Below are 6,105 nucleotides of genomic sequence, written 5' to 3' on the forward strand. Positions count from 1 at the left end.
TGGGAGAGGGCAGGGGTGAGGGTCGTGCATGCATCCCCTCACCCTAACCCTCTCCCATGGGGAGAGGGAATTTACATTTGTGAGCAATACAGACGTCACGCCACTGAGCGTGCGTCATCAGAGAGAATCCGGGTTATGTTGCAGTTCATCCTCCGACGTCTGGGACTGGTTATCCCGACGTTTATCGGTATCACCCTTCTCACTTTTGCCTTCGTCCATATGATCCCGGGTGATCCGGTGATGATTATGGCGGGCGAGCGTGGTATCTCCCCTGAACGTCATGCGCAACTGCTGGCTGAACTCGGCCTTGATAAGCCGATGTGGCAGCAGTACCTCCACTATATCTGGGGCGTCTTGCACGGCGATTTAGGCATTTCACTGAAAAGCCGACTTCCGGTGTGGGACGAGTTCGTGCCGCGTTTCCAGGCGACGCTTGAACTGGGCATCTGCGCCATGATCTTTGCGACCGCGGTGGGGATTCCCGTTGGCGTACTGGCTGCCGTTAAGCGTGGCTCTATTTTCGACCACACCGCCGTTGGCCTGGCACTGACCGGCTATTCCATGCCTATCTTCTGGTGGGGCATGATGCTGATCATGCTGGTATCGGTGCAGTGGAACCTGACGCCGGTCTCCGGACGCGTCAGCGATATGGTCTTCCTTGACGACACCAACCCGTTAACCGGCTTCATGCTGATTGATACGGCGATCTGGGGCGAAGAGGGTAACTTCATTGATGCGGTTGCGCACATGATCCTGCCCGCAATGGTGCTGGGCACCATACCTCTGGCGGTGATCGTGCGTATGACCCGTTCTTCCATGCTGGAAGTGCTGGGCGAAGACTATATTCGTACTGCCCGCGCCAAAGGCCTGACCCGTATGCGCGTCATCATCATTCATGCCCTGCGTAACGCGATGCTGCCGGTGGTTACCGTTATCGGTTTGCAGGTGGGTACGCTACTGGCGGGGGCGATCCTGACCGAAACCATCTTCTCCTGGCCGGGCCTCGGACGCTGGCTGATTGACGCGCTGCAACGCCGTGATTATCCGGTGGTGCAGGGTGGTGTACTGCTGGTCGCGACGATGATTATCCTCGTCAACCTGCTGGTCGATTTGCTGTACGGCGTGGTGAACCCGCGTATTCGTCATAAGAAGTAAGGGGCCATCATGTCACAAGTTACTCAAAATAAAGCGGTCTCTGCGCCGGTGCCTATGACGCCAATGCAGGAGTTCTGGCACTACTTCAAGCGCAACAAAGGCGCGGTCGTCGGGCTGGTGTATGTGTCCATCATGATCCTGATTGCGGTGTTTGCGAACTTCCTCGCCCCGTATAACCCGGCGGATCAGTTCCGCGATGCGCTGCTCGTGCCGCCAGTCTGGCAGGACGGCGGCAGCGTTGCCCATCTGCTGGGCACCGATGACGTGGGCCGCGATGTGCTGTCGCGCCTGATGTATGGCGCGCGCCTGTCGCTGCTGGTTGGCTGCCTCGTGGTGGTGTTGTCGCTGATCATGGGCGTGGTGCTCGGCCTGGTGGCGGGCTACTTCGGCGGCATCGTTGACAACGTCATCATGCGTATCGTCGATATCATGCTGGCATTGCCTAGCCTGCTGCTGGCACTGGTGCTGGTGGCGGTCTTCGGCCCGTCGATAGGTAACGCCGCGCTTGCGCTGACGTTTGTTGCGCTACCGCACTACGTGCGTTTAACCCGTGCGGCGGTGCTGGTGGAAGTGAACCGCGATTACGTTACCGCGTCTCGCGTAGCGGGTGCCGGTGCGATGCGCCAGATGTTCATTAATATCTTCCCGAACTGCCTTGCGCCGCTGATCGTTCAGGCGTCGCTCGGTTTCTCTAACGCCATTCTCGATATGGCCGCTCTTGGCTTCCTTGGCATGGGTGCGCAGCCGCCAACACCGGAGTGGGGCACCATGCTCTCCGACGTGTTGCAGTTCGCGCAAAGCGCCTGGTGGGTCGTCACCTTCCCGGGTCTGGCGATTCTGCTGACGGTGCTGGCATTTAACCTGATGGGTGATGGTCTGCGTGATGCGCTTGATCCCAAACTGAAGCAGTAAGAGGCACGAGATGGCGTTATTAAATGTAGATAAATTATCCGTGCACTTCGGCGACGAAGGCACACCGTTTCGCGCCGTGGACCGCATTAGCTACAGCGTAAATCAGGGCGAAGTGGTTGGTATCGTTGGTGAGTCGGGCTCGGGGAAATCCGTCAGCTCGCTGGCGATCATGGGGCTGATTGATTATCCCGGCCGCGTGATGGCGGAAAGTCTGGCGTTCAACGGTCAGGATCTGAAGCGTATTTCCGAGAAACAGCGCCGCCAGTTGGTGGGCGCGGAAGTGGCAATGATCTTCCAGGACCCCATGACCAGCCTGAACCCGTGCTACACCGTCGGTTTCCAGATTATGGAAGCCATTAAGGTGCATCAGGGCGGCAATAAGAAAACCCGACGTCAGCGCGCTATCGATCTGCTGACACAGGTGGGTATTCCCGATCCGGCATCGCGTCTGGACGTTTACCCGCATCAGCTCTCCGGCGGGATGAGCCAGCGCGTGATGATCGCTATGGCTATCGCCTGTCGGCCAAAGCTGCTGATTGCGGATGAACCGACAACCGCGCTGGACGTGACCATCCAGGCGCAAATCATTGAGCTGCTGCTGGAGTTGCAGCAGAAAGAGAACATGGCGCTGGTGCTGATTACGCACGACCTGGCGCTGGTGGCGGAAGCGGCACACAAGATCATCGTGATGTATGCAGGCCAGGTGGTTGAGACCGGAAGTTCGCACGATATCTTCCGCGCGCCACGTCATCCGTATACGCAGGCACTGCTGCGCGCGCTGCCGGAGTTTGCTCAGGACAAAGCGCGTCTGGCGTCGCTGCCGGGCGTAGTTCCGGGCAAATACGACCGTCCGCAGGGTTGTCTGCTTAATCCGCGCTGCCCGTATGCCACGGACAAATGCCGCGTTGAGGAGCCAGAGCTGAATCTGCTGGCCGACGGTCGGCAGTCAAAATGCCACTACCCACTCGATGATGCCGGGAGGCCAACACTATGAGTACGCACCAGGCCACCACGCAACAGCCGCTGTTGCAGGCTATCGACCTGAAAAAACATTACCCGGTGAAGAAGGGGATTTTTGCCCCTGAACGCCTGGTGAAAGCGCTGGACGGCGTCTCCTTTAGCCTCGAACGCGGTAAAACGCTGGCGGTAGTAGGGGAGTCAGGCTGCGGAAAATCCACGCTGGGCCGTCTGCTGACGATGATTGAAACGCCCACCGGCGGTGAGCTTTACTATCAGGGCCAGGATCTGCTCAAGCACGATCCGCAGGCGCAGAAGCTGCGTCGTCAGAAAATCCAGATCGTGTTTCAGAACCCGTACGGCTCTCTGAACCCGCGAAAGAAAGTTGGGCAAATTCTGGAAGAGCCGCTGCTGATTAACAGCAGTCTGAGCAAAGAGCAGCGTCGTGAAAAAGCGCTGGCGATGATGGCGAAGGTGGGCCTTAAAACCGAGCATTACGATCGCTACCCACACATGTTCTCTGGCGGCCAGCGCCAGCGTATTGCCATCGCCCGCGGTCTGATGCTTGATCCGGACGTGGTGATTGCCGATGAGCCCGTCTCGGCGCTCGACGTGTCCGTACGCGCGCAGGTGCTTAACCTGATGATGGATTTGCAGCAGGATTTGGGGCTGTCGTACGTGTTCATCTCGCACGATCTGTCCGTGGTTGAGCACATTGCCGATGAGGTGATGGTGATGTACCTGGGGCGCTGCGTGGAGAAGGGGACGAAAGATCAGATCTTTACTAACCCGCGTCACCCGTACACCCAGGCGCTGCTGTCTGCGACGCCGCGGCTTAACCCGGATGACCGCCGTGAGCGAATCAAGCTGACCGGCGAGCTGCCAAGCCCGCTGAACCCGCCGCCGGGCTGCGCGTTCAACGCCCGCTGCCGTCGCCGCTTTGGTCCGTGCACGCAGTTGCAGCCACAGCTGAAGGATTATGGAGGACAGCTGGTGGCCTGCTTCGCAGTCGATCAGGATGAAAACGGCGAAAAGCCGCAGGCATAAAGAAAAAAACCGGCGATAAGCCGGTTTTTTTTCGTCTGAGGTCTACTTCCGTAGCCGAATCTGGTCGACAGCGTGTTTCTCGCTCTTGGTGAGGATCAGGCTTGCACGTTCGCGCGTCGGCAGGATGTTCTCTTTCAGGTTTACGTAGTTGATCTCATTCCATAGCCCTGTCGCCACGTTGATAGCTTCTTCTTCAGAGAGCTGGGCGTAGTTATGGAAGTAGGAGTCCGGGTCGGTGAACGCCCCTTCACGGAACTTCAGGAAGCGGTTGATATACCAGCGTTGCAGCAGATCTTCCGGCGCATCCACATAAATTGAGAAATCGACGAAGTCAGAGACAAACACGTGATGCGGATCGTGAGGATAATCCATCCCGCTTTGCAGAACATTTAACCCTTCCAGAATCAGGATGTCGGGCTGAACAACCGTTTTGTCGCCATCCGGGATACGGTCGTAAATCAGATGCGAGTAAACCGGTGCGGTGACGTTAGGCACGCCCGATTTTAAATCAGAGACAAACTTCACCAGGCGGTGCATATCATAAGAAAGCGGGAAGCCCTTCTTCTTCATCAGGCCGCGTTCTTTCAACACCTCATTGGGATGCAGGAAGCCATCGGTGGTGATCAGCTCCACGCTGCGGTGCTCCGGCCAGCGGCTCAGCAGCGCCTGTAGCACGCGCGCGGTGGTACTTTTACCCACTGCCACGCTGCCCGCAATACTGATGATATAAGGAATACGTTGACCGTTCGTGCCGAGGAACTGTTCCAGCACGGCCTGACGACGCAAATTGGAGCTGATATAGAAGTTAAGCAAGCGGGAGAGGGGGAGATAGATTTCTGCCACCTCTTCCAGGGAGAGATCTTCGTTTATCCCTTTTAGCCGTGCGATTTCACCTTCCGTCAGCGTCATAGGGACGGAGTCACGCAGGGCTGCCCACTGGCTACGGTTAAACTGAAGATAGGGCGTCATTAACGTTTGCTCTTTTTTGCTCATAAGCATGCTTCTGTGAACCATCACGAAACGGCGGGTGCGGGCTCATCACATAGTTAATTTTGGACAATGGGCAGGAGGTTAACACCAGATGAGAGGAATAATAAGAAAAAATATGGGAAAGCGATGCTTAACCGGATAGGTATCACTTGGGGCTCTAGCGTACCGAAATCAGCCGTTCATGTTGAATTTTTAACCGTGAGCGGATGAATTTACAGCGGTTAGCCCTGGTTTCGAATAAAATGTGAGCGAAAGAACGTTTTATGCAATTTTTTAGTTGCATGACTGCGCAGGTCTCCATAGAATGCGCGCTACTTGATGCCGACTTAGCTCAGTAGGTAGAGCAACTGACTTGTAATCAGTAGGTCACCAGTTCGATTCCGGTAGTCGGCACCATCAAGTCCGGTGGGGTTCCCGAGCGGCCAAAGGGAGCAGACTGTAAATCTGCCGTCACAGACTTCGAAGGTTCGAATCCTTCCCCCACCACCACTTTCTGGCAGCGTCAACGCCGCCGGAGCTGGTTGGAAAAATTGACCAGCTCGAACAGAAAAGAGAGAAATCTCTTTTTTTGTTACAGAAAGAACTGGGTAGCCGAGTTTCAGGATGCGGGCATCGTATAATGGCTATTACCTCAGCCTTCCAAGCTGATGATGCGGGTTCGATTCCCGCTGCCCGCTCCAATACGTGCTGATATGGCTCAGTTGGTAGAGCGCACCCTTGGTAAGGGTGAGGTCCCCAGTTCGACTCTGGGTATCAGCACCACTTCACTTCTCCCTCCCTTTCTCTCTGTTTCAATGTAAATGTATTCAACAGTTCAGGCATTTTCGCCTGGTTGATGTGGTGATATCACCGATTTATCCGTGTCTTAGAGGGACAATCGATGTCTAAAGAAAAGTTTGAACGTACAAAACCGCACGTTAACGTCGGTACTATCGGCCACGTTGACCATGGTAAAACAACGCTGACCGCTGCAATCACTACCGTACTGGCTAAAACCTACGGCGGTGCTGCTCGTGCTTTCGACCAGATCGATAACGCACCAGC

6 protein-coding genes and 4 tRNA genes are annotated in these 6,105 nt (G+C 56.1%); 9 read left to right on the forward strand and 1 reads right to left on the reverse strand.

Features of this window, described 5'->3' with window-relative positions; translation table 11 throughout:
* Positions 1–135 precede the first annotated feature (135 nt).
* The 4 genes from dppB to dppF are packed head-to-tail and all read left to right on the forward strand — an operon-like array spanning position 136 to position 4,071.
* Positions 136–1,155, forward strand: coding sequence for a dipeptide ABC transporter permease DppB (gene dppB, locus A3466_RS21100; protein WP_022646696.1), 1,020 nt, complete (start codon positions 136–138; stop codon positions 1,153–1,155).
* A gap of 9 nt (positions 1,156–1,164) precedes the next feature.
* A complete protein-coding gene (dppC, locus tag A3466_RS21105) occupies positions 1,165–2,067 on the forward strand; it encodes a dipeptide ABC transporter permease DppC (protein ID WP_063452210.1) in 903 nt (300 codons plus the stop codon).
* A gap of 10 nt (positions 2,068–2,077) precedes the next feature.
* Positions 2,078–3,061: a dipeptide ABC transporter ATP-binding protein gene (dppD, locus tag A3466_RS21110; RefSeq protein ID WP_063452211.1), complete on the forward strand. Its 984-nt coding sequence runs from the start codon at positions 2,078–2,080 to the stop codon at positions 3,059–3,061.
* Entirely contained in the window at positions 3,058–4,071 is a 1,014-nt protein-coding gene (dppF, locus tag A3466_RS21115) for a dipeptide ABC transporter ATP-binding subunit DppF (protein ID WP_063452212.1), read from the forward strand. The genes dppD and dppF overlap by 4 nt, the downstream gene beginning before the upstream one ends.
* 42 nt (positions 4,072–4,113) lie before the next feature.
* Here the strand turns inward: dppF and coaA are convergent, their stop codons facing one another.
* Positions 4,114–5,064 carry a type I pantothenate kinase gene (gene coaA, locus A3466_RS21120; protein ID WP_032622068.1) on the reverse strand — a complete coding sequence of 317 codons (951 nt, stop codon included), beginning with the start codon at positions 5,062–5,064 and terminating at the stop codon, positions 4,114–4,116.
* Between the two features lie 317 nt (positions 5,065–5,381).
* Here coaA and A3466_RS21125 point away from each other — a divergent pair.
* The 5 genes from A3466_RS21125 to A3466_RS22680 form a co-directional block, all read left to right on the forward strand.
* Positions 5,382–5,457, forward strand: a tRNA-Thr gene (locus tag A3466_RS21125).
* 8 nt (positions 5,458–5,465) lie between these two features.
* A tRNA-Tyr gene (locus A3466_RS21130) sits at positions 5,466–5,550 on the forward strand.
* A gap of 116 nt (positions 5,551–5,666) precedes the next feature.
* Positions 5,667–5,741 (forward strand) — tRNA-Gly (locus A3466_RS21135).
* 6 nt (positions 5,742–5,747) lie between these two features.
* Positions 5,748–5,823: transfer RNA gene (locus tag A3466_RS21140), tRNA-Thr, on the forward strand.
* Positions 5,824–5,941: 118 nt separating this feature from the next.
* Positions 5,942–6,105 (forward strand): GTP-binding protein (locus A3466_RS22680; RefSeq protein WP_074161107.1); only part of this gene is annotated, 164 nt, incomplete at its 3' end.

This window comes from Enterobacter genomosp. S (assembly GCF_001631805.1).
In the GTDB taxonomy this organism is placed as follows: Bacteria; Pseudomonadota; Gammaproteobacteria; order Enterobacterales; family Enterobacteriaceae; genus Enterobacter; species Enterobacter quasihormaechei.

What these genes read in the sequence shown, in the direction of transcription:
- coaA (WP_032622068.1), bottom strand. Translation starts at nt 5,064, where the DNA reads ATGAGCAAAAAAGAGCAAACGTTAATGACGCCCTATCTTCAGTTTAAC.
- dppB (WP_022646696.1), top strand. Translation starts at nt 136, where the DNA reads ATGTTGCAGTTCATCCTCCGACGTCTGGGACTGGTTATCCCGACGTTT.
- dppD (WP_063452211.1), top strand. Translation starts at nt 2,078, where the DNA reads ATGGCGTTATTAAATGTAGATAAATTATCCGTGCACTTCGGCGACGAA.
- dppC (WP_063452210.1), top strand. Translation starts at nt 1,165, where the DNA reads ATGTCACAAGTTACTCAAAATAAAGCGGTCTCTGCGCCGGTGCCTATG.
- dppF (WP_063452212.1), top strand. Translation starts at nt 3,058, where the DNA reads ATGAGTACGCACCAGGCCACCACGCAACAGCCGCTGTTGCAGGCTATC.